General features: G+C 68.7%; 27 protein-coding genes, 5 pseudogenes and 1 riboswitch. Of the genes and pseudogenes, 18 read left to right on the forward strand and 14 right to left on the reverse strand.

What is annotated here, in order from left to right; genetic code table 11:
- Positions 1–216 precede the first annotated feature (216 nt).
- Genes SAVERM_RS03075 through SAVERM_RS03085 form a run of 4 tightly spaced genes read right to left on the reverse strand, consistent with a single transcriptional unit; the run spans position 217 to position 2574 of the window.
- The gene (locus SAVERM_RS03075) at positions 217–774 is read right to left on the reverse strand and encodes a resolvase (protein WP_237528709.1); all 558 of its coding nucleotides are present in this window, start codon (positions 772–774) and stop codon (positions 217–219) included.
- Positions 775–779: 5 nt separating this feature from the next.
- Entirely contained in the window at positions 780–1073 is a 294-nt protein-coding gene (locus SAVERM_RS45485) for a recombinase family protein (RefSeq protein ID WP_338059016.1), read from the reverse strand.
- Positions 997–1926 (reverse strand): alpha/beta fold hydrolase, encoded by a 930-nt coding sequence (locus tag SAVERM_RS03080; protein WP_078936734.1) that lies wholly within the window; start codon positions 1924–1926, stop codon positions 997–999. Before SAVERM_RS03080 ends, SAVERM_RS45485 begins: the two co-directional genes overlap by 77 nt.
- Positions 1927–2574 carry a winged helix-turn-helix transcriptional regulator gene (locus SAVERM_RS03085; protein ID WP_010981959.1) on the reverse strand — a complete coding sequence of 216 codons (648 nt, stop codon included), beginning with the start codon at positions 2572–2574 and terminating at the stop codon, positions 1927–1929.
- A gap of 126 nt (positions 2575–2700) precedes the next feature.
- Between SAVERM_RS03085 and SAVERM_RS03090 the strand changes: the two genes are divergently transcribed.
- Together SAVERM_RS03090 and SAVERM_RS03095 are read left to right on the forward strand one after the other, a co-directional pair.
- Complete coding sequence (locus SAVERM_RS03090; RefSeq protein WP_010981960.1) at positions 2701–3432, forward strand: DUF998 domain-containing protein; 732 nt, start codon at positions 2701–2703, stop codon at positions 3430–3432.
- Positions 3429–3638, forward strand: a complete 210-nt coding sequence (locus SAVERM_RS03095; protein WP_010981961.1) for a DUF4287 domain-containing protein — start codon at positions 3429–3431, stop codon at positions 3636–3638. The genes SAVERM_RS03090 and SAVERM_RS03095 overlap by 4 nt, the downstream gene beginning before the upstream one ends.
- Positions 3639–3737: 99 nt before the next feature.
- Here the strand turns inward: SAVERM_RS03095 and SAVERM_RS43820 are convergent, their stop codons facing one another.
- Positions 3738–3944, reverse strand: a complete 207-nt coding sequence (locus tag SAVERM_RS43820) for a hypothetical protein (RefSeq protein WP_197586443.1) — start codon at positions 3942–3944, stop codon at positions 3738–3740.
- A complete protein-coding gene (locus SAVERM_RS39510; protein WP_010981962.1) occupies positions 3895–4980 on the reverse strand; it encodes a Tn3 family transposase in 1086 nt (361 codons plus the stop codon). Before SAVERM_RS39510 ends, SAVERM_RS43820 begins: the two co-directional genes overlap by 50 nt.
- Positions 4981–5842: 862 nt before the next feature.
- Between SAVERM_RS39510 and SAVERM_RS39520 the strand changes: the two genes are divergently transcribed.
- From SAVERM_RS39520 to SAVERM_RS44340, 3 genes are all read left to right on the forward strand, one after another.
- Positions 5843–6580, forward strand: a complete 738-nt coding sequence (locus SAVERM_RS39520) for a CDP-diacylglycerol diphosphatase (RefSeq protein WP_010981963.1) — start codon at positions 5843–5845, stop codon at positions 6578–6580.
- Positions 6581–6715: 135 nt separating this feature from the next.
- Entirely contained in the window at positions 6716–6796 is an 81-nt protein-coding gene (locus SAVERM_RS44335; RefSeq protein ID WP_237529069.1) for a helix-turn-helix domain-containing protein, read from the forward strand.
- Between the two features lie 162 nt (positions 6797–6958).
- Positions 6959–7411 (forward strand): winged helix-turn-helix domain-containing protein, encoded by a 453-nt coding sequence (locus tag SAVERM_RS44340; protein WP_010981964.1) that lies wholly within the window; start codon positions 6959–6961, stop codon positions 7409–7411.
- Between the two features lie 100 nt (positions 7412–7511).
- Here SAVERM_RS44340 and SAVERM_RS43585 read toward each other — a convergent pair.
- From SAVERM_RS43585 to SAVERM_RS03125, 3 genes and pseudogenes are all read right to left on the reverse strand, one after another.
- Positions 7512–7648 (reverse strand): annotated as a pseudogene (locus tag SAVERM_RS43585) (IS5/IS1182 family transposase); the annotation flags it as partial.
- Positions 7649–8388: 740 nt separating this feature from the next.
- Positions 8389–8814, reverse strand: coding sequence for a DUF3592 domain-containing protein (locus tag SAVERM_RS03120; RefSeq protein ID WP_010981965.1), 426 nt, complete (start codon positions 8812–8814; stop codon positions 8389–8391).
- 116 nt (positions 8815–8930) lie between these two features.
- Positions 8931–9639 (reverse strand): annotated as a pseudogene (locus SAVERM_RS03125) (PIG-L family deacetylase).
- A gap of 74 nt (positions 9640–9713) precedes the next feature.
- On the opposite strand from SAVERM_RS03125, the gene SAVERM_RS03130 reads away from it, so the two are divergent.
- The 8 genes and pseudogenes from SAVERM_RS03130 to SAVERM_RS45785 form a co-directional block, all read left to right on the forward strand.
- The gene (locus SAVERM_RS03130; protein WP_037651829.1) at positions 9714–10274 is read left to right on the forward strand and encodes an RNA polymerase sigma factor; all 561 of its coding nucleotides are present in this window, start codon (positions 9714–9716) and stop codon (positions 10272–10274) included.
- Positions 10271–11089, forward strand: a complete 819-nt coding sequence (locus SAVERM_RS03135; RefSeq protein ID WP_010981967.1) for a hypothetical protein — start codon at positions 10271–10273, stop codon at positions 11087–11089. Before SAVERM_RS03130 ends, SAVERM_RS03135 begins: the two co-directional genes overlap by 4 nt.
- Positions 11086–11919, forward strand: a complete 834-nt coding sequence (locus tag SAVERM_RS03140; RefSeq protein WP_010981968.1) for an ABC transporter ATP-binding protein — start codon at positions 11086–11088, stop codon at positions 11917–11919. The genes SAVERM_RS03135 and SAVERM_RS03140 overlap by 4 nt, the downstream gene beginning before the upstream one ends.
- Positions 11916–13310: a hypothetical protein gene (locus SAVERM_RS03145; protein WP_010981969.1), complete on the forward strand. Its 1395-nt coding sequence runs from the start codon at positions 11916–11918 to the stop codon at positions 13308–13310. Before SAVERM_RS03140 ends, SAVERM_RS03145 begins: the two co-directional genes overlap by 4 nt.
- Complete coding sequence (locus SAVERM_RS03150; protein WP_010981970.1) at positions 13307–13882, forward strand: hypothetical protein; 576 nt, start codon at positions 13307–13309, stop codon at positions 13880–13882. Before SAVERM_RS03145 ends, SAVERM_RS03150 begins: the two co-directional genes overlap by 4 nt.
- A 137-nt stretch (positions 13883–14019) precedes the next feature.
- Positions 14020–14394, forward strand: a complete 375-nt coding sequence (locus tag SAVERM_RS42170) for a trypsin-like serine peptidase (protein WP_010981971.1) — start codon at positions 14020–14022, stop codon at positions 14392–14394.
- A gap of 547 nt (positions 14395–14941) precedes the next feature.
- Complete coding sequence (locus SAVERM_RS03160) at positions 14942–15727, forward strand: GNAT family N-acetyltransferase (protein WP_010981973.1); 786 nt, start codon at positions 14942–14944, stop codon at positions 15725–15727.
- A 202-nt stretch (positions 15728–15929) separates the two neighbouring features.
- Positions 15930–16124, forward strand: a pseudogene (locus tag SAVERM_RS45785) (ISL3 family transposase); the annotation flags it as partial.
- Between the two features lie 32 nt (positions 16125–16156).
- Here SAVERM_RS45785 and SAVERM_RS43825 read toward each other — a convergent pair.
- Positions 16157–16447: a hypothetical protein gene (locus tag SAVERM_RS43825; RefSeq protein WP_010981975.1), complete on the reverse strand. Its 291-nt coding sequence runs from the start codon at positions 16445–16447 to the stop codon at positions 16157–16159.
- Between the two features lie 308 nt (positions 16448–16755).
- On the opposite strand from SAVERM_RS43825, the gene SAVERM_RS03170 reads away from it, so the two are divergent.
- The gene (locus SAVERM_RS03170) at positions 16756–17667 is read left to right on the forward strand and encodes an NAD-dependent protein deacetylase (protein WP_010981976.1); all 912 of its coding nucleotides are present in this window, start codon (positions 16756–16758) and stop codon (positions 17665–17667) included.
- A 384-nt stretch (positions 17668–18051) separates the two neighbouring features.
- Positions 18052–18483: a hypothetical protein gene (locus tag SAVERM_RS03175; RefSeq protein WP_010981977.1), complete on the forward strand. Its 432-nt coding sequence runs from the start codon at positions 18052–18054 to the stop codon at positions 18481–18483.
- 588 nt (positions 18484–19071) lie between these two features.
- On the opposite strand, the gene SAVERM_RS03180 is transcribed toward SAVERM_RS03175, so the two are convergent.
- Complete coding sequence (locus SAVERM_RS03180; RefSeq protein ID WP_010981978.1) at positions 19072–20388, reverse strand: DMT family transporter; 1317 nt, start codon at positions 20386–20388, stop codon at positions 19072–19074.
- 472 nt (positions 20389–20860) lie between these two features.
- Between SAVERM_RS03180 and SAVERM_RS45790 the strand changes: the two are divergent.
- Positions 20861–21400 (forward strand): annotated as a pseudogene (locus tag SAVERM_RS45790) (hypothetical protein); the annotation flags it as partial.
- 12 nt (positions 21401–21412) lie between these two features.
- Here the strand turns inward: SAVERM_RS45790 and SAVERM_RS03185 are convergent.
- Entirely contained in the window at positions 21413–21820 is a 408-nt protein-coding gene (locus SAVERM_RS03185) for a MerR family transcriptional regulator (RefSeq protein ID WP_042492681.1), read from the reverse strand.
- A gap of 64 nt (positions 21821–21884) precedes the next feature.
- On the opposite strand from SAVERM_RS03185, the gene SAVERM_RS03190 reads away from it, so the two are divergent.
- The gene (locus SAVERM_RS03190; protein WP_042492684.1) at positions 21885–22694 is read left to right on the forward strand and encodes an alpha/beta fold hydrolase; all 810 of its coding nucleotides are present in this window, start codon (positions 21885–21887) and stop codon (positions 22692–22694) included.
- Between the two features lie 223 nt (positions 22695–22917).
- Here SAVERM_RS03190 and SAVERM_RS03195 read toward each other — a convergent pair.
- Positions 22918–23417 (reverse strand): annotated as a pseudogene (locus SAVERM_RS03195) (transposase family protein); the annotation flags it as partial.
- A 208-nt stretch (positions 23418–23625) separates the two neighbouring features.
- On the opposite strand from SAVERM_RS03195, the gene SAVERM_RS03200 reads away from it, so the two are divergent.
- Positions 23626–24495, forward strand: a complete 870-nt coding sequence (locus SAVERM_RS03200; protein WP_037651824.1) for a hypothetical protein — start codon at positions 23626–23628, stop codon at positions 24493–24495.
- Between the two features lie 481 nt (positions 24496–24976).
- On the opposite strand, the gene SAVERM_RS03205 is transcribed toward SAVERM_RS03200, so the two are convergent.
- A complete protein-coding gene (locus tag SAVERM_RS03205) occupies positions 24977–25840 on the reverse strand; it encodes a bifunctional 5,10-methylenetetrahydrofolate dehydrogenase/5,10-methenyltetrahydrofolate cyclohydrolase (protein WP_010981982.1) in 864 nt (287 codons plus the stop codon).
- A 22-nt stretch (positions 25841–25862) separates the two neighbouring features.
- Positions 25863–25948: riboswitch (ZMP/ZTP riboswitch) on the reverse strand.
- Positions 25949–26223 lie beyond the last annotated feature (275 nt).

Genomic DNA, 26223 nt, shown 5'->3' on the forward strand with positions numbered 1-26223 from the left:
GTTGGTTGCCTGGCCGGCGCCAAATGCCGCTGGGGGGGCGGCGTGGGGCCGCGCTTCCAAGCCTCGGCAGTCCCCGTCCCCGCCGCGCCTGGGCCGTCCCGGTACCGGCGCGGTGCTCAGGCATCGGGCCGGGCGCCCAGGCAAGGCTGGACGTGGGCCGGGGTGGCCCCGGTGTCCCAGCTCAGACACCAGGGGATGAGTAACCCGCCAGTAGCTTCAACTTCGCTCGCCGACCGCGATGAGGGCGTTGACGCGATTCTCGTACTCGCGGCGGGCTTTGCGCTGGGCGGGGACGGCCTGGGCGCCGTCGAGGGGTTGGGAGCGAGCGAGGAGCTCGCGGTGTATGGACGGGGCGGCGTTCACACGGAGGGTGTAGCCCTGGCCGCGTCGTACGGTCACCCCGCCGGCGAGGGCCGAGCGCTGGTCGTCGGGCAGGTCGGCTTCGCGGAGGAAGTCGGCGACCTTGCCGGGCATGTCGAGGAGGACGGGCAGCTCCGGTGCCGGGACGTCCTCGGGGCCGGTGGTGTGCTCGGGCATGAGGTCGGCGACGGCGGTGCGGATGGCGCCGCGGCTGACCCCGTGCTCCCGGGCCAGGGCGGCGATGGACTGGCCGTCCAGGTACGCCGTCCGTACGGCGTCCGCCTTCTCGGCGGTGACGGCCGGCGGCGGCCGCCCTTGCTGCCTTTGGCCTCGGCGGCCCTCAGCCCGTCGTAGGTGAGCTCGCGCTGGAGGTCGCACTGCAGCTCGCCTGGCGGCGGCGAGGGTCTGCACCATGAACTTCACGGTGGACAGCAGCTCCCGGTGCGCGGGGGGCGGGCGGTGAGGTCCATGGCGGAGAACGCGCCGTCGTGGATACGTAGCGCGAGGCGGTCGCGGTGGAGGACGTCGAGCGTGTCGAGGATGTGGCCGGTGCCGCGTACGGGGCGGAACATCTCGGAGATGTGCACCGTGTCGCCCGGCCGCGCGTACGTGAGCAGGTCGCCGAATTTCGGGCGCTCAAGCGGGTGGAGGCGGCTGAAGGTGCCGGCCTCCTCCTCGAAGACGACCGGGTCCTCGATCCCGGCCTCGGCCAGGACGCCTCGCGGGCCCGCGAGGCGCGGCGTTCTCTTCGAGGAATTCCTGGATCAGGTGGCGCAGGACGGCGGGGCGCTCCAGGTGCACGTCGTGGCCTGCGCCAGGAACGCTCGCGGCCGTTGCCACCGGTAGCCGTCGGAGCATGGTCTCGGACTCCTGCGGAGAGATGATGCCGGACTGGCCCAGGACGGTCAGGACCGGGCACGTGATCCTTGCCCACTCGTCCCAGAAGGAGCGTTGGGCGATCTCGGCCAGCGAGGCGACCATGATCTCCCGGTCGAAGCAGGGCCACCAGCCGTCGCGCTCCTCCAGCCCGGCAGCCCAGCCCTCGCCGACCAGGCCACCGCCGAGGAACTCGACAGCGGACTCCCGTGACGGGAACGGTGTCGGCCAGGCATCGAGCCATCCGCCGATCTCGGCCTGCACGCGCGGGTTCGGTCCGCCGGGGCCTGCTTCGACGAGGACGAGCGCGTGCGCGAGGTGGGGGTGTGCGGCAGCGGTGAGCATGGCGGTGTGGCCGCCCAGGGACTGTCCCACCAGAACGGGCCGGTGCAGGGCGAGCTGGTCGAGGACGGCGACGACATCGGCGACATACGCGGCACGGCTCACTTCGCGCGGGAAGCGCTCGCTGGCGCCGTGGCCGCGCTGATCGACGGCGATAACCCGGTAGCGGGGGCTGAGGGCCCCGGCGAGGGTGTCCCATTCGCCTGCGTGGCCGGCCAGGCCGTGCAGGAGGACGACGGGCCGCCCGCAGCCGCCCCAGTCCCGGCAAGACAGGCGGACGCCGCCCCTCGTCACGATGCGCTCGAACCAGGTCGCACGAGTCTCCTCGCAGCGTCGTCGGATGGGCATTCAGAAGCGGAACATCGCGGCGAACCGGGCGAGCAGAGCAGGATCGCCGTCCACCCGCAGGCTGCCGTCGGCAAGCGCTTCGTCGGGGGTTTTGGTGCCGCTCATCAGCTCGCGGACCGGGTGGCCGGACAGGCGCTCGATGACGAGGTCGGGTGCAGGATGCTCGCCGATGCCGACGGCGAGCACACCGTCGGTGATCTGCAGGCGGATGGTGAACTCGCCCATGCGGACCTCGAAGCCGACAGTGACGTGCTGGGCCGCTGCGGGCCGGAAGGCGGTACGGAAGGACATGGCCACCGCTTCGGCGGTGATGGCTTCGCCGGGGCGGGGCTCGGTCATTGTCCGGGCGCCCCAGCGGCCCAGCGCAATGAGCGCCGGTTCGAGGTCCCGCCCGAAGTCGGTGAGCTCATAGACGACCGCGCGCTCGGGGTGCGGCAGCGCACGCCGGGTGGCCAGACCCGCCTCTTCGAGTTGCTTCAGACGCGTCGACAGGATGTTCGTGGGGATGGCCGGCAGCCCCTTGCGCAGATCCGTGTAGCGCCGGGGCCCGCTGAGCAGGTCGCGGACGATCAGCATCGACCACCGTTCTCCGACCAGCTCCATCGCGCGGGCCAGGCCACAGAACTGCTTGTACTCCCGAGTCGCCATGATGCAGATCCTAACTCAGGATTCCATTGACAAAGTCAGCTTGCAAAAGACAAGCTCACTTCTCATTCAGGGGGGTGGGCCCATCCGGCCGCCGCCCTTGCCCATGACAGGAAGGATTGGTTCCACATGTCCAAGACGCTCCCTCCAGCCGCTCGCGGCATGACCCCGGCCCGCGCGGCGCCCGGGCTCCTGGCGGCTGCCGGCATCACGGCAGGCCCACTCTTCCTTGCAGCGGGCCTGGCCCAGGGCCTGACGCGCGACGGGTTCGACTTCACCCGCAACGCCCTCAGCCAGCTCAGCCTCGGCGCCTTCGGCTGGATCCAGATCACCGTCTTCTTCCTCACCGGCCTGCTGGTCATCGGCGGCGCGATCGCGATACGCCAGGAGCTACGTGATGGTCCCGGCGGCACCTGGGCGCCCCGCCTGCTCGGCGCGTTCGGTGCCTCCTTCCTGCTCGCCGGGGTCTTCCGCGCCGACCCGGGGGCCGGGTTTCCCGCCGGCGCCCCTGTGGGCCGAGTCACCTCGCTGAGCGCACACGGCACCGTCCATATGCTGGCCGGCGCGGGTGGCTATCTCGCGCTGTGCGCCGCGTTGCTCGTACTCGCCCGGCACTTCACCGCGCGCCGGCAGCCAGGCTGGGCCATGCTCGCCCGCCTCGTGCCGGTCGGGGTCCTCGCCGGATTCGCCGCCTCCGCCACCACCGTCGCGGCCTTCACCGCCGGAGCAGGTCTCGGCCTGCTCGGCTTCAGCGCCGTCACCGCCCGCCTGACTCTCCCCGCAGAGCGGGAGCAGCCCTGCTCAGCCGCCCGGAGCAACCGCACCACGCCCATCACCGCACGACAGGAGACCTCCGCATGACCACACCGGCAAAGGGCCCGGTCAGCTACTTCCCCGCGATCGAAAAGAAGTACGGCCGCCCCATAGCGGAGTGGAAGGACATCATCCGCACCTCGCCGCTGACCAAGCACATGGAACTCGTCGCCTGGCTCAAGGCCGAGCACGGCCTGGGCCACGGGCATGCCAACGCACTGGTCGCACACACATTGGCCGAAGGCAGCAGGTGAGCCTTCGATGTGTCGCGTTGGGGGCGCGTGCGGCGTAGCCGCGCATCAGGTCGAGGGCCCACCAGGCGGCCTCCGGGGCCGGTGAGTCGGCGAAGTCCCTCATCGTGTCTCCGCGCCCGATCGGTCGCCGGCGCCCGCCTGGGTTCGGGGCCGGGGCAACGTGAGCCCCAGGTCGATTCGTTTGTCCATGTCCAGGCGGAAGGTTCCGTACGGGTTGACGTTCGACCAGAACAGTGCAGTCAGGCCGCGCCGGTCCTCATCGGTGAGCTTCTTCGCCCAGGCCGGCTCGGCCAGGACCTGCTGCACCAGCAGGGTGTGACGTGCACGAGTGCGGACCGCACAGCAGGTGCAGGGCGAGCATCGAGGTCTCGGCGTGCTCCTTGTCCGGCCCGGTCAGCGCGCCGTCCTTGCCGTAGTGGAGCACCGTGTTGGCGCTGTTCCAGTTCTCCACGACCTGCAGCCCGCCGTGGATCTCGCGGCGCAGGTCGGGGCTAGCGAGGTAGTCGCAGGCGAAGATCGTGCGCACGGCGCGGCCGAGCTCTTCCAGAGCGGCGTAGGTGGGGTGCTTGGGTCCGCCGCGGGTGAAGCGCCGCAGCACCTGCTCCGCCTCCGCCGTGCCCAGCCGGAGCGCGGTGGCGTACTTGACCATCTGGTCGTACTGCTGGGCGATCGGGTCCCACTTGATGGGGCGGGTGAGAGAGGCGCCGAGGGCCGGCCAGCCGGGCGGGCTGTCGTCCGGGCGGTACAGGCGGATGCTGCCCATGTTCTTCAAACGGGGCAGCAGCCGGAAGTTCAGCAGCTCGGTGAGAGCGAAGCCGACCACGCTGGCGCCGTGGGTGTCGACGTAGTTGGCTTCGATCTCGGCGTCGGTGCAGTGCCGCAGCAGGCCCTCGATCATCGCCGCGACCTCGGACGACGAACAGCTCTTGAGCTTGGAGTAGATGCAGACGTTCTTCTTCTCGACGTGCCAGTAGATCATCACGCCGTTGCCGCCATAGCGGGCGTGGTACTCAGTCATGAAGTTCGAAGACCAGGACCCGAACTTCTTCGAGTCCGACGCGCACGCCGTCCCCTGCCCCCACCAGGCGGCATCACGGGCGGCGAAGGTGGCGTTCACCAACTTCCTCACCGCGGCGCGCAGGTTGTCGACGGTGATGAAGTACCGGCGCACGTGCCGCAGCGCAGCCTTCAGCATCAGACAGAAGCCCAGCCGGGTCGGCCCGGACTTGTTCGCCACCAAGTCCCGGTCGCCTTCCACCAACGTCCAGCACGCCACCACGTCTTCCAGCGACCACTCCTGTCGCACGCCCGCCCCTTCGCCGTCGACCTTCCAGGCGCTCACCCAGACCGCTCAACGAGCTGCCCGGCGCCCGGCAACGGCGAATCCGGGCCTCAGACACCTACCGGCGGGTTACTTGTCCCCTGGTGTCTGAGCTAGGACACCGGGGCCCTGACCCTCGCCTTCCCGGACATCGCCGCGGCGGCGGCTTCCGCTCTGGGCAAGGCCCTCGTCCTGGACGGCGAGCTCGTCGTGCACGGCGGCCGACTGGACTTCCCCCAACTCCAGAACCGCGCGCCGCCGGGGGCCCAGTGCCGCCCAGGCCGCCGCACGCAGTCCGGCCTACCTGATCGTCTTCGACCTCCTTGAGGCCGACGGCAGCTGGCCAGGGCCTTCCACCGTCTTGCCTTCCTGCCTCGTCCGGTCGATTGAGCACGAGCGTGCCCTACCACCACGACCGAAAGACCTCGGAGACCACGACCACCGCGCCGGCCCTTGTCGTGCCCCACACCCAACGGAGCCCAGGCCACCCAGCGGCTGACGATCTACTACATCCCGTAGGCGGCAACTGAAACACCGAGGCTGATTTCCGGCACCCACTGTCGCGGTCTTGTCAAGCCGAAGAGGGCATGCGGTACTCCAAATGGGCGAAGGCGAGATGCCCACATGGATAGCAGATGATTTGCCCGTTGGATGGTGGCAAGGTGGTTGTGAGCCTTCCATGACCCGATTCGCAGCAAAATTGGATCTCGCTCAGGAATGGCCGGGACCGACTGCCGCTCGGGCAGATTCGAGGGGCCTGAGGGTGAAGGGTCATCACGACACCACCCCGCCCTCCCGGCAGACGACCTGACACAGATCGCGATAATCCGGAAGTCCCGAAGGGCGGCTACGGCCGTATGCCCAGACCTTACGGAGGCGACACATGTCCGAGAACCACTGGGAAAACCAGCCCGGCACCCCGCCGGATGTCACCCCCGAATGCGGCCAGGAAAGTGACGGTGAAAGGCTCTACCTCTGGAGGCAGATCGTTCATTGGCGATCGGGGACTGGCGGCAGCCAATGCAATCCCCTTATAGAGTTGGACAAGCAAAATCACTGGTCCGTGATGAACGGCGGGGCGACTGGCGCGAGCGGTTGGCTACTGGTCCCCACAGACCGCAAAAAGGGAATAGAGTGCCGCGACATCTGGACGCACCGTGATCCGAACTACTGGAATGCTGCATGGGGATACGTAAGAAGTCCCTACGGGAGCCCCACCACCACCGGCTTGGGGATCAACTCGAAAGACAAACGCACACAGGATCAGCTGCACATCCACATCGCCACCTTCCAGTCGGACGCAAAGACGTACCTCGATGCAAGATCGCCGAGCGAAATCGCCACCACGCCAGGCGATTGGGCGAAAAAACTCCTGACGGTGCCCAGCGACTCGAAGCCGGGACAAGTCTATCGCGTCCTCCATGTCAAGGACCTCGCCACTGACAACCTCTTCAACCTCCTGCAGAGCAATGTGGTCTCGTCCGATCAAATGGGAAACCAAACAATGATCGTGATTCCGGCGAAGTCGGGTGGATTCTACGTGCTCAATAGTGACATCAGTCTCTCCCAAGGCGCAGCCTTCGGCACAGGCACCTGCAACCACCTCCTCAAATGCAGCTGACTGGCTCTGTTCTATTGATCCGAAGCGCTTTGTTTTCACGCTCGTTGACGGTGTGCGAGTGATCTGGTGGAGGATGCGCGGACCTGGTCACCGGACGCGCAGGAGGCTGTGCGTTTGCTGGCGGTATCCGCACTGATGGAGGGCCGGGGCCGGTCGGAGGTTGCCGCCCTGTACAGAGTGTCGGTCAGGACCGTGGACAAGTGGTGGGCGAGGTGACAGGCGGGTGGCCGGGACGCACTGCTGTCCCGTCCGCGGGGCCGGCGTGCGGGTGATCATCAGGTCCTGTCCGAGGCCGAGCAGGCCGGTGTTCGACAGGCCGTCCTCGACCACGCTCCTTCCGACCTGGGTCTTTCCGGTCAGCTGTGGACGCGGAGGCTGGTGGGCGAGCCGATCTTCAAGCTGTACAGGGTCCGCTTCACCGAGCCGGGGGTGGGCAAGTACCTCATGCGGTGGGGGCTGACGTTCCCGCGGCCGGACAAGCGGGCGATCCAGCAGGATCCGGAGGCGGTCCGGATCTGGCGCGAGGAGACGTGGCGGGCGATCCCGGCCCGGGCGAAGGCTGAGAACGGGGTAGTGCTGTTCGCCGACCAGGTCGGCATCCGGTCGGACCAGGTCGAACTGCACTTCCTGCCCTCGTACTCACCCGACCTGAACCCAGACGAGCTCGTCGACGCCGACCTCAAGCGCAGCCTGCCCCACACTCACCGGGCCAGGAACCAGACCGAACTCGCCTCCGAAACCCGCCGGTTCTTTCACCGCCGACAGCACCAACCTCACATCGTGCGCGGATACTTCTGCGGTCGGCACGTCGGCTACGTCATCGACGAGTGAACCCCAGCAGTTTCTGAGCAACTACGCTCACACCAGCCGCACAACCCGTGTCCAGGATTCGGGGTCAAGGTAGGCGGCGAGTCCTGCGAGGTGCCGGCGACCGTGTGTTCGCCCTATAGTCCCTCGGCTCCGGGATCGTGTGCGTGATACGGCGTCTTCGCGCAGACAGCGCCCGTTGTACGCCTTGTCACCGCTGACGTGACCGGGTCGGGTGCGGGGCTGCTCGGCCTGCGGGCGGACACTGCAGCTCTCGAATACCGACACTCCACCAGTGCACCCAGATCACGTCCGAAGCGGTGATCGGCGGTGTCACCGGGTCCCTGAAGAATCCGCTCACCCTCCTGCTGAGCCGCTATGACGATGCCGGTGTCCTGCGTCTGGTCGCCCCGCACCACTCCGCTGAACACCGCGGTCCGGCGCGACCTGGGCCGGCGGCTGGCGCCCGCCGGACCGGAACGCCCTTGGCATGGGAGGCACTTCAGCGCCGGGTGGGGAACCCGCGGCGAACTGGAGTACGCCCCGTCCGGCCAGACCCGGTCGTCGATTTCGTCGCCGACACCGCCATCGACGCAGGACTCCGCCGTGGCACCCGGGCCGCTTCCTACGTCTGCGCGACGACCTCACGCCGCAGGAGACGCCGCCCTTCACCACCTGACCACCGCTCCCAGGGAACTCGCCGTACGGTGGAACGGCGGCGCTCGATCAGGACGCGTCCCATGAACCCGCAGAGTGCGAGGGCCACTCGCAGAATCTGCGAGTGATCGCAGGAATCTCACGCTCACGTGGGACGCCCCGAACACGGGTCTCCTGCCTGCTGACTTCGCCCGACCACGCCGCTGCTGCACGCCCAGGAACCCGTGCGTACTCCAGTTGGGGGCGTTACGTCCTGCCAGGCCGAGCAGTAGCAGTCACCGAAGGGACCTGGGCGGTGGCGGTCCGGGTCCCTCGTTGCGGACATGCGGCCGCTGCTGCGGCTGTCAGAGAGTAAGGAGCCGGACCAGCAACACCGTCAACGTGGCCGCTGTGAGCAGCGCTCCCAAGATGGTGAACGTCCGGTCGACTATCGCTGAGTCCCAGCCTTGGATTTCGAATCGGCGGGGATTCTCCGGATCGTAGCGGACCACGACGAGGGCGCCCACGCCGAAGCGGCCGCCGATGGAGCCGCGGCCGAACCTGGACGAGTGCTCGCACTCGAGGCCGTCGGGGGTCGTCCAGGCGGCGACCGGATGGTGGTACCTGGCACCGTCATCATCTCGTCTGACGTCGTGGCGGACGATCCGTCCCGGTGCGGTGACACCGGTGCGCCGCAGGGCCTTGGCGCGGCGGAGTCCGTAAACGCCGAAGCTGAGGAAGACCACGCCGATCGTCAGCGGGATGAGCGAGAAAAGCCATTCGCGTTGCATGTGTTGTCCGACGCGTGCGCGGGAGTGTTGGTTGCCCTGGGGCAGTTGTGACCAGCGCTGTTCCCCAGTCCCAGTCGGCCCTGGGCAGGGACCGGTCGATGGACCGGACCGCACAGTCAGGCAGTCAGCTCCGTCTGGACCCCCGCCGCAGCAAAAGGGTCGTGGCGGATGAACCACTCGGTAGCGAACAACCGCTCCCGCACATCCGCCGGAAGACCGGCGACCAGCCCCGGCAGGGCTCCCCGCTCCACCTCGGTGCGATGCGCCAGTACGGCAGCGATCTTCTGCTCCATCCAAGGGCCGACATCAACAGTCGCGGTGACCTGTCCATCCGGAACGCTGTACACCGCCTTACGCGCACCGATCACGTCTCTCAGCGCCGGCACGGCCGAGTGCGGGTGCGTTGCCAGGTAGAGGGCATGCGGCTGCCAGGGGGCACCGTCATCCGGGTACAGCCGCTCAAGTCCGGCTGCTTGGGCGGCGAGTACGGTCACCCGATGGGTGTGCACGTGATCGGGGTGACCGGGCAGCCCGCCGTAGGCGTCATGGGTGACCACGTCGTCCGGGGGGGAATTCCCGGATGTGCGCGACCAACCGACGCACCGCCTCGTCGAGCGGCGCATCGCACAACCGCACCCAGCCCGGTGCCGAGTGCCGTACACGCGCATCGGCGTAGCCGAGCATCCGCGGCTTGCCGGCTCCGAGGATCCGCAGCGCCTCGGCCAACTCCGCTGCCCGCTGGGTGTCCGCGGCCCAGGTCGCCGTGACAACTGCGGTGCGCGCGCCCGCAGCTGCGTGACGGGCGAGCACTCCGCCGGCCGACAACGACTCGTCGTCCGGGTGTGACGGGGATCACGTTGGCGGGAAAACCTGCGGCCCGGCTCGGGCGTCTAGCCGGTGTGAGATCAGTCAGGAAGGCACCGCGCGAGCTGGACGAGGAGCGTCTCGTCCGGTTGGTGGCCAGGGGTGACCGCGCGGCGTTCGAGGAGTTGTACCGGCGTACCGCGCCGTGGATGGCGTTGCGGCTGCGCCGTCGCTGCGCCGACGAGCAGATCGTCGCCGAGGTCATGCAGGAGACGTATCTGGCGGTGTGGCGCGCGGCGGGCGCGTTCGCGGGGTCCTCGGCGGGCGGGACGGCCGCCGGATGGCTGTGGACGATCGCGGCACGCCGCCTCGTGGACGCCTTCCGGCGCAGGGCCCACCACGCCGAGCCGCCGGTCGCCGCCGCTCTCCCCGACGCGGCGCCCGCCGCCGAGGAGGAGGCACTCGCAACGGCCGTCGGCGGTGACGTCGGCGACGCGCTGCGGCGCCTCGCGCCGGAACTCAGACAGGTACTGCAGGCCATGGTGCTCGACGGGCTGTCCGTCCGGGAGACCGCGGTCCTGCTCGGGCTGCCCGAGGGCACGGTCAAGACCCGTGCCCGCCGGGCCCGGATCGCGATGCGGGAGGCGCTGGCATGAGCGTGGAACACGCGTCGATGCGGATCATCGACGGTTACGCACGCGGCGACACGGACATCGCCGCCGACGAGGTGTGGGCCCTGGAGGCCCATCTGGAGGCGTGCGGGGTGTGCCGTGACCGGCTGTCGGCCGCCGTCACAGCCGAGGCGCCCGCCGTGGCGGCGCTGGTCGGCACCGTGTGGTCCGGCCTCGAACCCCAGTTGGCAGCCACCGCCACGATGCCGCGCCAACGGCGCTGGTCGGCGCGGCTGTCGAGGTGGATGACGCCCACGATGATGCCGTGGCTGGCCATGGTCGTGAGCGTGACACTGCTCGCGCTCCTGCTCGACCTGGTCGACACCGGCTTCGGCGAGGTGTCGCTGGTGCTGCTGCTCGCCCCGATCCTGCCCGTCCTCGGCGTCGCCGCGTCGTGGTCGCGCGGCCTGGACCCGGCGTACGAACTGACGGCCTCCGCACCGAGGGCGGGACTGTACCTGGTGCTGCGGCGCACCGCGTCGGTGCTCGCCGTGGTCGTCCCCGTGCTGCTGGTGGCCGGATGGGTGACCGGCGTGACGGCCGCGCAGTGGCTGCTGCCCTGTCTGGCCTTCACTTCGACGACCCTGGCGCTCGGCGGCGTCGTCGGCGTGACCCGCGCCGCTGTCTCACTGGCGGCCGTGTGGGCCGCCGCGGTCGTGGCGCCGACCCTGGCCACCAGCCGTACGACCTTCGCCCTGCAGACGGGCAGCCTGCCCGTGTGGGGACTGGTCCTCGCACTCGGTACCGCTGTCGTGATCGCTCGCAGGGGCGCGTACTCCGTGCTGGGAGCACATCGATGACCATCGGAAAGGAACACCACATGATGTCCGCGGTAAGCGCGGCCGGCATCGCACCAACGGCCTACGCCTGGCAGATCCAGGCCACCGGGCTGAAGGTCAGGGTCGGCAGGAAGCGGATGGCCGTCAACGGGGTCGACCTGTCGCTGGGTACCGGCGTACACGGCCTCCTCGGCCCCAACGGGGCGGGCAAGACCACCCTCATCCGGACGCTGGCCACAGTATTGCGCCCCACCGAGGGCACCCTGGAGATGCTCGGCGAGTCCGCGGGCGGCATGGGCGAGCACCGTGCGCTGCGCCGCCGGATCGGCTACCTGCCGCAGGAGTTCGGCTACTACAAGCGCTTCACGGTGCGTGAGTTCGTCGAGTACATGGCGTGGCTGAAGGAGGTGCCCAAGGCGGACATCCCCGCCGCCGTGCAGCGCGCCGTGGAGAGGGTGGGTCTGGCGGACCGCGCCGACGAGAGGATGAAGGCCTTGTCGGGCGGCATGGTGCGCAGGGTCGGCATCGCCCAGGCCATCGTCAACGACCCGACGATCCTGCTGCTGGACGAGCCGACGGCCGGCCTGGACCCGGCGCAGCGGCTGCGCTTCCGCGAGCTGCTGCAGGAGTTGGGTACGGACACCTGCGTACTCGTGTCGACCCATCTGGTGGAGGACGTCGCCGCCGCCTGCACCAACGTGGTGCTCTTCGCCGAGGGGCGACTGGTCTTCCAGGGACCTCCGGACGAGCTGGCCTCGGTGGGCGGCCCCGAGCACATGGGTGACAGCCCGCTGGAGCGCGGCTACTCGGCGATGTTGCTCAACCCCGAGCAGGGAAGGGGCACCTGGTGAACGTCCGCGTCCTGCGTATCGAGCTGAAGCGCTCCGTCGCCCCGTGGGCCGGCGCCGTGGTCCTGACGACGGCACTGGCGTTTCTGTACCTGATTCCCGGATCGTGGTGGACGGGCACCACGGCGTGGACGGCCCAGTGGACGTCCATGGCCCTGTGGACCCGCTCCGTGCTGTTCTACCTGTGGCCGCTCGCCGTGGGGCTTGGGGCGCTGCAGGGCCTGCGCGACCACCGCTCGAAGATGTCCGAGCTGCTGACGAGTACTCCGCGGCCCGCCCGGCACCGCGCGGCCACGCTGGCGGGCGCGACGGCGCTCACGCTGGCCTCGGCCTTTGCGCTCCTCGTCCTCGTGGGCGCGGTCCAGGTGGTCGCCAACACCGAGTACACGCACCTCGGATGGTTGCCGATCTCGCTGGTAGGGGCACTCTCTCTCGTCGCGGGGGCCGTGCTGGGCATGGGGGCCGGGCGGGCCCTGCCATCCGTGCTCACCCCGCCCGCGCTGGCCATGGGCGCCTTCGTGTTCACGGTCCTCCTGCAGACGTCGTTGGGCCGGACGGAGACGACCACGGCGACGGGGCTCCCGAGCACGGAGCCGAACCGGGTCTCCCTGCTGTCACCGGCGGTGCAGGAGGTGCGCGACGCACTCGTCACGCTCTCCGCCTCCGTGCACGTCGGGCAGACGATCTGGCTGCTCGCCATGGCCGCGACCGGCTTCGCGCTGCTGGTCGCCGCGACCCCGCGCGCCCGGCTGCTGGCCCTGACGCCCGTCCTGGCGGGCGCGGCGCTCGCTCTGCTCGTCCTTCCCTCCGATCCGCGCCGGATGTATGTCGTCGACGAGGCCGCCGCGGAGTTGGTGTGCGACGGCCCGGTGTGCGTGACGAAGACGCAGCAGGCGCGACTCGCCGACCTCGCGGGTCCTGGTAAGGAGGTGCTACGCCTGCTGCATGGCGCCCTGGGCAGCCAGGCGCCGGTCTCGGTCCGGGAGAACACCGCCGTACTGCCAGAAGGCTCCACGCCGCAGTGGTCCCGCACGACCGTGCTCTTCGACTTCGACGACGACCTCATCGCCGCCGCGAAGGGCGAGGAGCTGACCCGGGCCCTGATCGCCAAAGGCCTGGTGCCAGGGTGCACCCCCGTGGGCTGGAGCGGCTTCGGGAGCGATGAGTTCGCGCAGACCGTCGCGGTGGGCTGGGTCCTCGGGGACCTCAGGCCGCTTCCCGGCACACCGGCAAGTCTGCGCCGCGAGGTCAACGCCAAGACCCGCCCGGTGTGGAAGAAACTCAAGGCGCTGCCGCGGGCCGAGCAGCTCTCGCGGATCAACGCGATGCGCACCGCCGCGCTCTCCTGCAAGGGCGATGCGTTCGACGCGCTGAACGGCGGTGCGTCCCGGTGAGATGGCTGACGCTGTACGCGCGCTCGCGTCAGATACCCGCGTCGCTCGCCGCGGTGGTGATCAGCGCGGTGGCGGTGTGGGCACTCGCCCGGAACGGCAGCGGCGGGCCCGGTGATCCGCGGCTGCCCGCGCTCGCCCTCGCTACGGGGACGATGGCAGCCTCGATCGGGCTCAGCGGGCAGGACCTCGCGCTGGACCGGACGGCCGCGATCCGCTGGGTGCCCCGCAGAGCGGCACATGTACTGCTCTGCGGTGCGGTCGTCGGCACGGCGCTGCTGACAGCGCAGGCGATGGGTGAGGACATGGCCACCACCGCGTTCGTCGTCCGGGACAGCGCGGGCCTGATGGGACTGGTCGCCCTGGGCGCGGCGCTCTCGGGCGGCCGGCACGCCTGGACGCTGCCGTTCGCCTGGCTCTCGTTCTCGTTTTTCGCCCCGCCCCCGACGAGTGTGCCGATGCGGGTGGCGAGCTGGATGCTGCTGCCGCCCGGCACGGCAGCGGGCACCTGGACGGCCCTGGTCCTCGCGGTTGTCGGCACCGCGGCCTACGCCGTCGCGGGACCGAGACGGTGACGACCGCAGCGCGGTCGCGTGCGGCATGCGCACACATCGGATCGAGCACCCACCACGCGGCCTCGTTCACTGCGCGGGCACCGCGTGCGCGCGCCTCGGCTCCTGGACGGAGGACACGGTCAAGGACATAGCCGGCGATGGTCGTCGCCACTCCGGCCAAGGGGAAGCGGCTCACCGACGCAGTGGGGGCGCAGAACATCGCCTTCAGCCGTCCGGCCGGTGAGCGGGTCACCGCCTTCGGCTGTCCGGCGACCACTCCCCAGCGGGGCGAGGAACTGCTGTACTGCCCCGGCAACTCCCAGCGCGCCCCCGAGGGCGAGCAGCGCGTCCCGTGCGACCTCGGCGGCGGCGCGAGCGGCGGTCCCTGGCTCGCCGGCTTCAACTCCGCCGCCGGCAAGGGCACCGTGGTGTCGGTCAACAGCGACGGCGAGGGCGACGGCGGCACCCCGATGTACGGGCCGACGCTCGACAAGACCGCGCGGGCCGTCTACGACGCCGCCCAGCGCGGCTGAGCGCCGAGGCTTCGGCCGGCCGGAGCGGCGGGCCCCTGGACCCGGGAGGCGGTCATGACGACTTCGCGGCTCAGCGCGTGCGGGGCGGGGAGGGCTCATACGGGCGCGGAGCAGGGCGGCGCGGGTACGTTCGGCACCCTTCCTGTGTTCCCCGTTGAACAGGGCGGTCAGGTCCTTGGGGGCGTTGTAGTGCTGGTGCAGGTCCACGGTGGCACCGAGGTCGTCCAAGAGCTGGTCGACGACGGCCGCGGCCTCGCCGGCCCGGTCACCCCAGCCGTCGCCCCACCACAGGTGCTCGGTCGGCGTGCACGGCGCGGAATGGACGTGGCCGTCGCTGGTGATGATTTTGTCGGGTCATATGGAAGCCACCACTCCGTTGGGAGCGAGAGCCGGCGTTGGGCTATTCGAGGTGGTGATGTACTCCCTGGCCGTGCGACCCGGGTGATGCCGAAAAGGTGATCCAGCGCAGCCCGCGCTCCCATGTGAGCGGAGCTCCCCCCACACACACTGAAATCGTGATTGGAAGACCCGCTGTACTCTCGGCCGGGTGAAGATTGTGTCGCTTGGGTTCCGCACAGATTTGATGTTGCTAAAGATGGGTGGAGCAGTGGTCACCGACCACGGAACGCACCTGGTGGTACGCACTCCGGCGAATCCCGGTTTTCACTGGGGGAACTTTCTTTTGTTCGAGGTTCCGCCTCAGCCAGGTGACGCGCCCCGATGGTCGACGTTGTTCGAGGCGGAGTTTCCGGAGACGCAGTACCGAGCCTTTGGTGTGGACGGCGTCGCCGGCCTGGTGGGGGACACGGCAGAACACCAAGTGCTTGGAGTGACCGCCGAAGTCAACACGGTACTGACGGCGGACCGGCTCGTGTCACCGGTCGCGGCCCCGCACGCCGACGTCCGTGTACTGACCGGCGACGATGATTGGCGCCAGGCGCTCGAACTGCACTTCGCCTGCTACGGACTGCCGTCGGGCAGCGACGGTCGGCACTTCGCCGAGCGACGGGTCGCGGGCTACCGCAGTCTGTGCGAGGCCGGTCACGGAAGCTGGATCGGCGCCTTCGTCGAGGGCCGCCTGCGTGCCGGAGCCGGCCTGTTCTCCGATGGCTCGGAGCTGGCGCGGTTCCAGAACGTCGAGACCCATCCTGACTTCCGTCGCCGAGGTCTCGCTTCCGCCGTCATCCACCATGCGGCCCAGCGCGCGCTGCTCGCCCCAGGCATCCGCAAGCTCGTCATCGTTGCAGACCCCGACGACCACGCCATCCGCCTCTACCGGGCGCTCGGCTTCGTGGACACGGAGCGACAGGTCCAACTCCACAGGGCAGGCTGACTGGTCACCTCCCCCGACGCCTCCGACGGACAGTACGTCTCTCACTACTAGGTCCGGGCGCACGATGGATACCGACGGGCAGGACCACCTCCCCTGCCCAGGGGCGCAAGCTGCCCGGCGGGGCAGCCGCCCACCACCGTCAGTCGGCCAGGACCTGCTGGACTGCGAGCTGGTCACGGCGCCGCAGCAGGGCGTCGATGTCGCCACCGATCTGCCCGGCCTCCAGCGGTTCGCCCAGCGCCTCGAACGCGACCTCGAGGCCGTCATCGCGGGCCTCGCCCAGCCCTGGATCGCCGGTGTCGTCGAAGGCCATGTCAACCGGGTCAAGATGCTCATGCGCCACATGTTCGGGCTCGCAGGATTCGATCTTTCCCGCGATCGGGTCCTACTGGCGTGATGCCGGCGGCGGTCAGGACCAGAGGCGCATGCTCAGTCACCAACGAACCAGACGTATCGATGGGAGCCTTCCTCCGCAGTCCGGCACAAGGCTCGCACCGCGTCAACCCAGGGACCACCTCGCGCTGCGGGCAGACGGTCCAACTCCTCAACCAGCATGGGGAGCTGCCAGGTGTTGAAGACGGTATCCGCGAACGGGCAGACACCGGCGAGCATGGGGAACTGCGACCGGTCGATCTCTGCGAGCGACTCGTCCCAGGCGACGCCATGCCCGGACCCAGCCAGAACGGTCCCGGACTCGTGACGAACCTGCAGGTTGATCATCGCGCCAAACTATCGCTCGGAGAGCCCACGGCCCATCCGATTTGGCTGAAGCCAGGTTCAGCCGGGGTCTCCTCAGGACGCCAGGCGCGCGTCACGCCTGCGATTGCCGCCTGCACCGCCCGTACCCCCACGGGGTCCGCTGTCGGGCCTGAGGCGCCCCGGCAACACCTTCTGAAGCGACATACGGAGCACTGCACGCCCAGATCAACAAGTCGTCACAGTCAGTGACTAGCCATGCAGGACGTGGGCCAGAGCCCGCCAAAGCTGACACAGCCGAGTGGTGGCAGCCGCTTGCGTACCCTGGCGGCATGCGCATGCGTCCCACTCTGAGCTGGACTCCTCCCGAGGACTTGCCACCGGCTACCACGGATGTGGAGCCGGTCGCCCGTGCGCTGAGTAACGGCGGTGTGCTGGTGCTCAGCGGGGCGGGTATCTCCACGGACTCGGGCATCCCCGACTACCGGGGCGAGGGCGGGAGCCTGAGCCGGCACACCCCAATGACCTATCAGGACTTCACCGCCGGCGTGCAGGCCCGGCGCCGCTACTGGGCGCGCAGCCACCTCGGCTGGCGTACTTTCGGCCGCGCCCGCCCCAACGCCGGACACCGGGCCGTGGCCGCATTCGCGCGCCACGGCCTGCTCTCGGGTGTGATCACCCAGAACGTCGACGGCCTGCACCAGGCCGCCGGCAGCGAGAGCGTCGTGGAACTCCATGGAAGCCTGGAGCGGGTCGTCTGCCTTTCCTGCGGCGCCTTCACCCCACGCCGCGAACTCGCCCTGCGGCTGGCGGAGGCCAACGTGGGATTCGAGCCGGTTGCCGCCGGAATCAACCCGGACGGTGACGCCGACCTCACCGACGAACAGGTCGGGGACTTTCGTGTGGTGCCCTGCACGGCCTGCGGCGGCATCCTCAAACCGGACGTGGTGTTCTTCGGTGAAGCCGTTCCGGCGCGGCGGGTCCAGCACTGTCGCACGCTGGTCGATCAGGCGACCTCGTTGCTGGTCCTGGGCTCCTCACTGACGGTGATGTCCGGGCTTCGGTTCGTCCGCCAGGCAGCTCAGGCCGGAAAGCCGGTACTGATCATCAACCGGGATGCGACGCGGGGCGACCCGCACGCCGTCACTCGAATCGCGCTCCCGCTGGGAACGGCTCTGACCACCGTGGCCGGCCGGCTGGACATTCCCGCCGACGACGAAGCGGCGGCCCAGACAAGGCAGTGACAGCAATGACACAGCCACGACGCCCCTCGTGGATCCGTTTCTGCACGCGAACAGGGCGGCGTACGCCAGGAGAAGAGGGAAGGCCATGTCCGGATACGGCTTCGCCCACGCGTCCGATGAAGTTCTCGCCGTCAGGAACGAGCTGGCCCACCATGTGATCCAACCGCTCCCGTGTGCCGGTCTGACCGCCTTCCGCGATGGGGAGACCGACACGGAGGAGCGTCCGGCGCCGTGGTCTACGTCGATTCCGATGCCGAGACGGCTTCGGCGGCTGTGTCCATGGCATGGCGGGGTGAGCCCGGCGTGGTCCGGGCCGCTCCACCAACACACAGCCAGAGACTCAAGGCATGGTCCTGCTCCGGGATGCGGGTAGCGTCGGTGCGTATGGACTTTGAACTGATAGAAGGAGCGCCCGAGTTCGGGTGTCTGATCGCCGAGGTCGAGGAGACCGGCGAGCGCATCCGGCTCACCGCGGACGGCGAGCCGGCGGGGGTGCTGCTGGCGGCGGCCGAGCTGGCGACACTGGAGTACTGGGCCGCACGTCACAACAAGGGCGCGCGGCCGCAGGACGAGCCGGCAGACGAGTACCCGCCGGGGCCGACGTCGTACGGGCCTTACATCGGCTACAGCCACCCGCACGGCGGGATGACCCTCACGCGGGGCCGGCTGGTCGTGGCAGAGCTGCGTGACGCCGAAACGGTGGCGTGGTTGGAAGAACAGGCGATGTATGGCCGTCAGGGGTACATGGGGCCGAAGCAGTCAGCAGCATTCGCCGAGTTCCTCGCCCGTCAGACGCCGGTCGGCGACGAGCACTGAACGACGTACCGATCGGGTGGCACTCGCCGACGAGGTGCGGCCGGTTGAGCGATCGGCACGGGTCAATCCAGCAGCATGACCGGCGGGACCCACTACTCGACGGCCAGGCCGTCGTCCCTGGCCGGCTCGTCCCGCCACCGGGCGAGCTCATGCCGAACAGCCAAGGTGTGGGGGTGTTTCGGGCCCAGTGTCCGCTCCCCCGCCACCAGGCAAGGCCCCGCCTCACGGCCAGGTATGGGGATGATCGGGGCCTAGCTCGGCGCCCGCACGCACGTGTGCCGTGGTCAGCGACCCGGCCGCATCGAGCTCCAACAACCTTGCAACCAGCGCCGACCGGACACCCTCAACCACGCCGTGGTCTCACCCCACGCGCCCGACTCCCCCACCCCACACCCTCCTCCCGGCGGAACCGACACCAACCCACTGACACCAAACCGGCACATCGCACGCGACCGAGCGGTCAGGATCCCCTTCAACGAGCCGTACGCCCGCGGCTTGCGGATACACGGCTACGAGCTCATCGACGTGTGCCGCTCCTGGGATCGCGTGAACAGCTCTCGCGCCCTGGTGTGTGGTTGGAGGGGCTGGTCAGCGCCGGCTCTTGATCTCGTCCAGCGTCTGTTCGACCGGGCCCGCCAAGACGTCGATCAGACCGTAGCGGTTCCGCACCTCGCGGTTCGTCTGTTCGGAGAATGTGCGACCTTCCTCACCCACCGGCACGATGACCGGCGCCACGTCTACACCATGTAGACCAAAGCGCCAATAGGTAGTGACGCGGCGCGATTCTCTCGTATAATGATCGATCGCATTGTTTTCTTGCATATCGGCCGTTTGGATGATGGTGTCGTTGTCCTCCTGCCCTGCCTTCACCCAATGGGGCAGCTCGACGCCCCGCCAGGAGTAACCAGGCCTTCCGAAATTTCCCATAACGAGCCGGTCTTTACGCGCCAGGCTCAGGGTGGCGTAGAACGTCAGCTTGTCGAAATGCGTGTCGATGGGAAGCTGAACAACGGTTCGCGTGAGCGCCTCATCTTTCGCCTCGACCCAGTGTCCGGCGGGAATCCACTGCTGCGCCGCCACCAGCTTGCCGGGCTGGTAGACCTCCCTGCGGGTGAGCGGGTGCTTCTCCCGGTATCTGGCCCATTGCTCGGCGCCCTCCCGCCACTTCGAGCGGTCCAGGTCCGTCGGGCTCACCGTCACGTCCTCTCCCATGGCGTGGAACTCGGCGCCCAGCACATAGAAACTCACATCACTGTGGTTCACGAGCTTGATGTCGACCGGCACGGAGAACGCCTTGCGGTCCGCACTGAGCACCGCCTTGCCCACGTTCAGCTGCACGAGCGGGGCGACCTCGCGCCGGTGCGGCTGAAAGAGATACTGGTAGCTGAAATTGGCGACCGCCACGATCGTGGAGACAATGAGTGCCGCAGCCACCCGCTTGGGAGTGGGGATCTCATCCAGTCTTCGCCACACCTGGATGACAGCCAATAGCGAACCCACGCTGAGCACAATGGACAGTACCTTGTAGACGACTCTCTCGCCGTCATTCCATGTCTGAAACGCGAGCAAGACGTTCGTCAACAACGCCACGCCGGTACTGATCAGCGCGACCACTCCAAAGTTGGAAATCGGCCCTCGGATCCAACAGTCCACGACCGCGGCAACACCCACGAGCATGATGAGGGCCGCCACCATGAGGGCCGCTCCGGTGACGCAACCCGGGAAAGTCAGAGCATCCTTGAAGTCCTTGAGGCCGCACCAGCCCACCGGCAGCGCCGTCAGGAGCAGGACCAGCGCAACCCATACCATTTCCGCCTGCGCGCATTTGGATTTCGTCAGGCCCCGTCGCACCATCACGTGCGAGCCGGAGCGGGACCCTGAGTCGGGCCCTAAAGAATTCGTCACATGATCTCCTCCTGGCGACACACCGGAATCCGATCACTATGCTCCGATGTGATCCACGCGGTCACTATCCGCATTCCGCCGGTCGGCTCACCAGCCTGCGCGAAAGCAGTATCGAGCGGCCCCGTCTGACGTCCGATGCTTCGGCGAAGGCGGTCGACTGTGACGAGTACGCGATGGCCTCGACACACGGGTCCGGCGGCTACCCCGAAGAGCGTGAACAAGGTGGCGTAGGGCAAGGAGTGCGCCCAGCTGTTCACCGACAAAATGGGTGAAGGTTCGGCGAACTTCGGCCTCCTGGCGGACACCCGCACGACGAACGGGCCGAGCGGCACGGAACGGTGCGGGCGTGCCGCAATCTCGAGCACCGCAGAACCAGAAGGCGTTCAGCGGTTTCCCGGTACCGAGGTGGCGGCTGCTGGACGGCGACGGGTTCTTCGCCGCCCTCCCCGGGGTTGAGCACTGCACATCAACCGCAAGGCTCGCCGCCTGGCTGGACGAGGGACCGGCCGCACATGGCTGGACGGACGACCAGGTGTGGACCGCGTGCAGATGCCTGGCCGGCCCGCCGCTGAGCGGGACGACGACGCGGTCACCGCGTGGCGGGAGGCGACCTGCCAGGAGGTGGAACCCTCCGGGCGGCGACCGGTGCGTTCATCTGCTTCGAGGACGAAGCGGGTGTGACCGGCCGGCCGCCCATGGGCCGCACCTGGGCCGGCGCGGCATCACCCCCACGGTGGGCGTTTCGGGGCGCAGTCGGGGACGGCTGTCGGTGGCCGGGCTCCTGTGCGTCGAGCCGAACCTGCCCACCCGCCTCCGCTACCGGCTGCGCCGGCGTACCGGCCGCAAAGGCGAGCGCCGCTCGCTCGGCGAGAACGACTACATCCGCCTGCTCGACGGCGCCCACCAGCTACTGAAGTCTCCACGGCGACTCAAAGCGCTGCAGTACCAGCACGGCATCCTCGGCGGCTTCCTCGCCGGGACCGGTCTCACTCTCGACAGACCGAACCGACCTAAAACGCCGAAGTCAGTAACTTGCCTCGTCAGCGTCTGGCTGAGGCGATCTCAGTGTCTCAGCGCCCTGTACGGGCGCGGCGGCGATGACGGTGTCGAGCATCGTGCGGGATGCCTGCAACTCCTTGATGGCGCGGGTGATCCGCTCCCTTTCCTGCGCCAGCTGGGCGACCAGGTCCGGGCAGGTGGGCACGAGGCGATCGTCGTCCGTGCGGATGCAGGGCAGAACCTGAGCGATCAGAGAAGTCGGGAGCCCTGCCGCCAGGAGGCAGCGGATACGGCGCACCGTTTCCACGTCCGACTCGCTGTAGATGCGGTAGCCGCTCGGTAGCCGCGCCGGTGCCAGAAGCCCTTGCTGCTCGTAGTAGCGCAGTAGCCGCTCATGGACTCCGGTGTGCCGGACCATCTCCTTCATGCGCACGTGGCTTGCCTCCCAGTGCCGCGACTTGACTCTGACATTGATGTCAGAGTTTAGCGTCGGCGGCATGAACACTGAGCACTCGCTTGCCACGCCTCACCTCGACGTTGTCGTGAAGGGCAGCGGCCCCGCACTGCTGCTTGCCCACGGTGCCGGCGGCGGTATCGATGGCAACTTCGGCCTCGTCCTCGACGATCTTGCCCGTGACCACACGCTCATCGGCCCGCACTACCCGGGGGCGGGCGGCTCTCCTTTGGCAACCGAGCCCTTGGACCTGGACGAACTCGCCGACCAACTGGTCGCCTCCGCCGTCGCGGCAGGGCAGGAGTCGTTCGTCGTGCTCGGCGAGTCGCTGGGCAGCGCCGTGGCCGTCCGGATCGCCTCCCGGCATCCCGAGCGGGTCAGGGCACTCGTCCTCACCGCCGGGTTCCCTGTCGCGGACCCGGTCCTGGCGCTGGCCGCCCAGCTCATCAAGACCTTGGCAGGGGCGGGCCAGTGGCGCGACATGGCCCGGCTCGCCTGCCTTTCGTGCCTGTCGCCGACGGATCTGGCGGACATCGCGCCGGCCGACCTCGATGCACTGGTGACCCAGACCCTGGCCGGGATGCCGCCGGGGACGGTGGACCACTTCGACCTGGTGTCCCGAGTGGATGTCCGAGCAGACCTCGGACACCTGTCCGCCCCCACGCTGGTGGTGGCACCGACCGGCGACAGGCTGGTCCTGCCCCAGAGCTCGTATCGATTGGCGGCCGGCATCACGGGCGCCAAGCTGATCGAACTGCCCGGCGCGGCCCACATCCTGAACGAGGCCGACCGCACGACGTGGCTGCGACACGTCCGCGAGTTTCTCGGCACTCTTCCCGCGAAGTCGGCATGACCGCTGCTGGGGCACCGTTCAACGGTTGAAGCGGTGCCCCAATCCCGCGGAGCCTTCCGCGCCCCCCGGCAACCGGCGAACGACCGCCCGTTCGTCCTCATCTTGGCCGTGCCCGTAAAACCATCGCCCAGCACCCCGCCCCGAGCAACCGCAACTACCCTGCCACCAGGACATATACCCAACCAAAGAGGCCCCCAGCACTAGAGTCCGTCTTCGGTTGTGATCAATTGGTCTGCAGGAGACTGCCGATCCAGATGGTGGCTGCGCGGAGGTGGAATCCGGCGAGGTAGCTCTCGGGCGTCTTGTCATGGCGGGTAGCGATGCCTCGCCAGTCCTTCATCCTGTTGATGGCCCGCTCGACCGTGTTGCGGTCGCGGTAGAAGCATGACTTCCTTGATACGGCGTTTACGCAGGTGGGAGTGGTTGGCGCGAGAAAAATAGGCTTTGTCGCCGGTCACGGCGGCGGGCCGGGTGCGGGGACGGCCGGCGGGCAGACGGGCCCGAACCTTCGCCAGGACCGGGAGGACCGTGAGGAACTGGGGGCTGTCGGCGGCCTGGCCGGCAGTCAGGCCAGCGCCATCGGCCGACAGCGCCGGTCGGCGGCCAGGTAGATCTGGAGGTCAGCCCGCCGCGGGACCGTCCGAGCAGGGCCGCCTTCAGCCGGGCCTGCCGTCTCGGGTTGGTGCGGTACTTCTTCCTCGATGCCGCGGACCGGGCTGAACCGGGACGCCACACGCTCCTGCCCGCCCCGGCTACACCAACACCCCCGGTCACGGACCGTGATCACCCTGTCAGCTCCTCCAGGCTGCCGTCGGGCGCCGGGGAGGGCAGAGTGGGGCCGTGGCGCGACCCGACGAGCGCACAGGCGCTGGCCGTATCCCTGCGGCCATCGGGTCGTTCCCACCGGCCGACGCAGGTCAGGAGACCGCCCATGGCAGCAGGAGCGAGCAACAGCACCGCGAATGCCGACTGGGGCAAAGCCAACTTCAACGACATCTACAACTGCCCCGACCCCCGCCCGTACTTCGCAACCCTGCGATCCCTCGAGTACCAAATACCCCACCATGGGCAGGCCGTCTTCCGGGCACTGACCTATGCTCTGCGCTGGCTGCACCCCGACCGGACGCCACTGAACGTGGTGGACCTGTGCTGCTCCTACGGGATCAACACAGCTCTCCTCAACTGCCGTGTCACTCTGTCGGACCTGTCCACCCGGTACACCTCCCACCACCTCTCCGCCCTGCCAACCCGGCAACTCGCGGCCGAGGACCGGACCTTCTTCGCAGCGCGCCGCCGCCCGGAAGCCGCAACGGCGACAGGCATCGACTCGGCAGCCCTGGCCGTCGGATACGCCCGCGCCGTCGGCCTACTCGACCACGCCTTCGCGGAGAACCTCGAAGTCACCGAACCGAGCCCCGCCCTGCGCCGCACACTGGCGGGCACGGACCTCATCACCGTCACAGGCGGCGTCGGCTACGTCTTCACCCGGACCTTCACGAGGCTTCTCGACTGCATGCCGACCCCACCGTGGGTCGCGGCGTTCGTGCTGCGCACCGTGCCCTACCAGCCGATCGCCGACCTGCTCGCACGCTCGGGCCTGGTGACGGAGAAACTGTCCGCCCGTACCTTCCGGCAGCGCCGCTTTGCCGACAGCGCCGAACGGTACGCGGCGTTCCACGCCCTGGCTGTGAACGGACTGCACACGGCAGACAAGGAAGCGGACGGCTTCTACCACACCGACCTGTATGTCTCCCGGCCCGCTCCCGACATCGCGGCGCTGCCTCTCGCACGCCTGCTGTAACCCGAGGCGCGTCGGCGAACCGTCGGTGCGTGGCTGGAACACCGGCGCCGATGCCGGCCCGCCACCTCCGACCCGCCCCCTGCTGATCAACCAGACCGACAAGCACTCGTCCACGGCCCCGACCCGCTCCACCTCGCCGAGGTGTTCGGACTCGACGAGAAGAAGGCGAAGGTGAAGGTGAACGGCAAGGAGGTCATCTTCCGCGGCGGCGAGGCCACCGGAGTGTTCCGCAAGCGGCTCCACGAGATCCCATAGGCGCAACGTGATCAGCCGTTCCATGCTCCCCCGATCGCCCAACCGGCGTACTGCCCGGCTTCCCCGCCACCAGTTGCCTTGACGTGCACAGCTCTGGGCGACCTAGCTACGTTCGGTTGGGCGCGCGGAGGGAGACTGTGCAACAACTGTAGTCGGGGCACTCCACCGCCTGGCTGTGGCGGGAGGCACCAACACCCAGATCTACGTTCGGGTGATGTTCACGATTTCACTGCTGGACTCCGAGCTGGTTCGCGGCGGCGTCCACGGTCTGTTCGAGCAGGACGGCGATGGTCATCGGTCCTACGCCGCCAGGCACCGGAGTGATCAGACGGGCACGGGTGAGAACGGCGTCGAAGTCCACGTCGCCGACGTTGCCCGGGTTGTATCCGGCGTCGATCACCACCGCGCCGGGCTTGATGTCCTCACCGCGGATGAGCCGGGGCCGTCCCACGGCCGCTACCACGACGTCCGCTTCCCGGACCATCGCCGATAGGTCTGCCGTGCGGGAGTGGCAGTAGGTCACCGTTGCGTCCTTGGCGAGCAGGAGCATCCCCACCGGTTTGCCGAGAATCGCGCTGCGCCCCACCACGACGGCGTGCTTGCCGGCGAGGTCGACGTCGTACGCCTCCAGCAGCCGCATGATTCCGCCCGGGGTGCAGGATACGAAGCCCGGCAGGCCAAAGCTCATTGCGGCGAAGGAATGCATCGTGACCCCGTCGACATCTTTCGCCGGGGCGATGGCCTCGAACGCCGCGCGCTCATCGATGTGCGGGCCGCAAGGATGCTGGAGAAGGATGCCGTGCACCTCCGGATCGCCGGACAGCCCAGAGAGACTGTCGATCAGCTCAGCGGTCGTGGTGGTAGCAGGCAGAGCGATGTGTCGAGACCGGATACCTGCCTTTGCGCACCGTGCCCGCTTCATGCGGACATAAGTGACCGATGCGGGGTCATCTCCCACCAGCACCGTCGCCAGACAGGGGGCAGTACCCGTGCGCTGTGAGATCTCGGCCGCTTTGGCAGCAGCCTCTTCGACGATGCGCCGGGCATGGCCGGTGCCGTCCATGAGCTGGGCCGTCTGAGTCGCGGACATGGTCGTCCTCCAGGCGTTGCTGACCACTCGCCCAGGCGCACGGCAACGACGTCTCGTCAGACCGCTCCCCGGTGGTGCTCCACCTCAGCGCCAGTCACGGCCCACACCGCACTGTAGTAGACGCAGCATGCATACTCCGATCAGTGCCCTTGGCTGGGTGGGCCGGCCCACACCCTCTGCGCTGACGTCAATCTTGTGGGCACTCCTGACGCGCCTCCACGCCAGACGCCTTCTGAACTCACACACAAGATGCTGCTGGAAGCGAACGAAGCCAGTCAGCGGTTGACTTCGAGGTTCGTCAGAACAAGCAGGGCACGCAGGAGGTGGGTGGCGCGGGCGGGGCCGCTGCGGAGTCTGGTGACGGACCGCCAGTTCTTGAGGTG

The sequence above is a fragment of the Streptomyces avermitilis MA-4680 = NBRC 14893 genome (assembly GCF_000009765.2).
Lineage (GTDB): Bacteria > Actinomycetota > Actinomycetes > Streptomycetales > Streptomycetaceae > Streptomyces > Streptomyces avermitilis.

Bases quoted from the DNA above. Each gene is read 5' to 3' on its own strand.
- SAVERM_RS03170 (WP_010981976.1), top strand. From the start codon at position 16,756: ATGCGCATGCGTCCCACTCTGAGCTGGACTCCTCCCGAGGACTTGCCA.
- SAVERM_RS42170 (WP_010981971.1), top strand. From the start codon at position 14,020: ATGGTCGTCGCCACTCCGGCCAAGGGGAAGCGGCTCACCGACGCAGTG.
- SAVERM_RS43825 (WP_010981975.1), bottom strand. From the start codon at position 16,447: ATGATCAACCTGCAGGTTCGTCACGAGTCCGGGACCGTTCTGGCTGGG.
- SAVERM_RS03085 (WP_010981959.1), bottom strand. From the start codon at position 2,574: ATGGCGACTCGGGAGTACAAGCAGTTCTGTGGCCTGGCCCGCGCGATG.
- SAVERM_RS03190 (WP_042492684.1), top strand. From the start codon at position 21,885: ATGAACACTGAGCACTCGCTTGCCACGCCTCACCTCGACGTTGTCGTG.
- SAVERM_RS03080 (WP_078936734.1), bottom strand. From the start codon at position 1,926: ATGCCCATCCGACGACGCTGCGAGGAGACTCGTGCGACCTGGTTCGAG.
- SAVERM_RS03075 (WP_237528709.1), bottom strand. From the start codon at position 774: ATGGTGCAGACCCTCGCCGCCGCCAGGCGAGCTGCAGTGCGACCTCCA.
- SAVERM_RS44335 (WP_237529069.1), top strand. From the start codon at position 6,716: ATGGAGGGCCGGGGCCGGTCGGAGGTTGCCGCCCTGTACAGAGTGTCG.
- SAVERM_RS03095 (WP_010981961.1), top strand. From the start codon at position 3,429: ATGACCACACCGGCAAAGGGCCCGGTCAGCTACTTCCCCGCGATCGAA.
- SAVERM_RS03135 (WP_010981967.1), top strand. From the start codon at position 10,271: ATGAGCGTGGAACACGCGTCGATGCGGATCATCGACGGTTACGCACGC.
- SAVERM_RS03175 (WP_010981977.1), top strand. From the start codon at position 18,052: ATGGACTTTGAACTGATAGAAGGAGCGCCCGAGTTCGGGTGTCTGATC.
- SAVERM_RS03140 (WP_010981968.1), top strand. From the start codon at position 11,086: ATGACCATCGGAAAGGAACACCACATGATGTCCGCGGTAAGCGCGGCC.
- SAVERM_RS03200 (WP_037651824.1), top strand. From the start codon at position 23,626: ATGGCAGCAGGAGCGAGCAACAGCACCGCGAATGCCGACTGGGGCAAA.
- SAVERM_RS03120 (WP_010981965.1), bottom strand. From the start codon at position 8,814: ATGCAACGCGAATGGCTTTTCTCGCTCATCCCGCTGACGATCGGCGTG.
- SAVERM_RS03090 (WP_010981960.1), top strand. From the start codon at position 2,701: ATGTCCAAGACGCTCCCTCCAGCCGCTCGCGGCATGACCCCGGCCCGC.
- SAVERM_RS03205 (WP_010981982.1), bottom strand. From the start codon at position 25,840: ATGTCCGCGACTCAGACGGCCCAGCTCATGGACGGCACCGGCCATGCC.
- SAVERM_RS39520 (WP_010981963.1), top strand. From the start codon at position 5,843: ATGTCCGAGAACCACTGGGAAAACCAGCCCGGCACCCCGCCGGATGTC.